1 protein-coding gene and 1 pseudogene are annotated in these 383 nt (G+C 52.2%); one reads left to right on the top strand and one right to left on the bottom strand.

The annotated features are described in order from the left end of the window. The first annotated feature begins 100 nt into the window (after positions 1-100). Entirely contained in the window at positions 101-241 is a 141-nt protein-coding gene (locus tag EZM41_RS14370) for a hypothetical protein (RefSeq protein WP_342449272.1), read from the top strand. Here EZM41_RS14370 and EZM41_RS08645 read toward each other — a convergent pair. Continuing rightward, positions 194-340: pseudogene (locus tag EZM41_RS08645) on the bottom strand (Gfo/Idh/MocA family protein); the annotation flags it as partial. The gene EZM41_RS14370 and the pseudogene EZM41_RS08645 sit on opposite strands and share 48 nt — an antisense overlap. Positions 341-383: the final 43 nt, after the last annotated feature.

Consider the following 383-nt stretch of genomic DNA (forward strand, 5'->3'; position numbering starts at 1 on the left):
TGATCTCAAACAACCTGGTCAATATAGCGGCCAGCTCTGTCGCGACTTCTATTGCGGTGGCCTTTTTGGCGACAAAGGGATATTCTTGGCCATAATCGCCATGACCATTCTCATCGTGGTCTTCGGGGAGATTCTGCCAAAGAGCATAGCCATTGTCCATCTTCAAAGTTATAACGACGTTGTCGCTCGGTTTGTAAGCCTTAGACTCCAAGGTCTCGGCATATACACGCACCGGTACTGACCCGGTAAGAAACTGAACGAGGTCCACAAAATGACAGACCTCCGCTATTATGCGCCCTCCGCCGTGTTCTGGGTCGTGCACCCATTGATCTGACGCCACTGGCCCTGCGTTTACAGTGCAACAAACGGCAAGAGGCTCGCCG

It is taken from the genome of Acetomicrobium sp. S15 = DSM 107314 (assembly GCF_016125955.1).
In the GTDB taxonomy this organism is placed as follows: domain Bacteria; phylum Synergistota; class Synergistia; order Synergistales; family Thermosynergistaceae; genus Thermosynergistes; species Thermosynergistes pyruvativorans.